This is a genomic window from Burkholderia sp. SIMBA_062 (genome assembly GCF_046534765.1).
GTDB lineage: Bacteria > Pseudomonadota > Gammaproteobacteria > Burkholderiales > Burkholderiaceae > Burkholderia > Burkholderia ambifaria.
In genome coordinates this window covers 1-228 of the sequence record NZ_JAWRYD010000710.1, presented here as the reverse complement: position 1 = coordinate 228, position 228 = coordinate 1, and the positions used below count along the sequence as shown (strand labels likewise).

Annotated in this window: 1 protein-coding gene; it reads right to left on the bottom strand. The window is 66.2% G+C overall.

Going from position 1 to position 228, the window contains the following annotated elements; all coding sequences use genetic code 11:
- The coding region (locus SB786_RS38030; protein WP_410731817.1) for a hypothetical protein at positions 1-228 on the bottom strand (228 nt) is incomplete at both ends.

The following is a 228-nucleotide window of genomic DNA, read 5'->3' as shown; positions in this document are numbered from 1 at the left end:
ATGCCGGGTTGACGTCGGCATCGGCCGGGCCCACATCGGCCACTGTCGGGAACAGCACCGCGTCCAGGCCCAGGTTGTCCATCCAGTCTTCCAGGTCCAGTTTGCGGGTGTGCTCCAGGCCGCGCAGGCCGTCAGGCACAGTCTCGATCTGGTCCCAGGTCTTCAGGCCGCGCTTGGCCATGTTGACGTACTCATCCATGCCGGCGGCCAGGTCGTCCTCACGGTTGG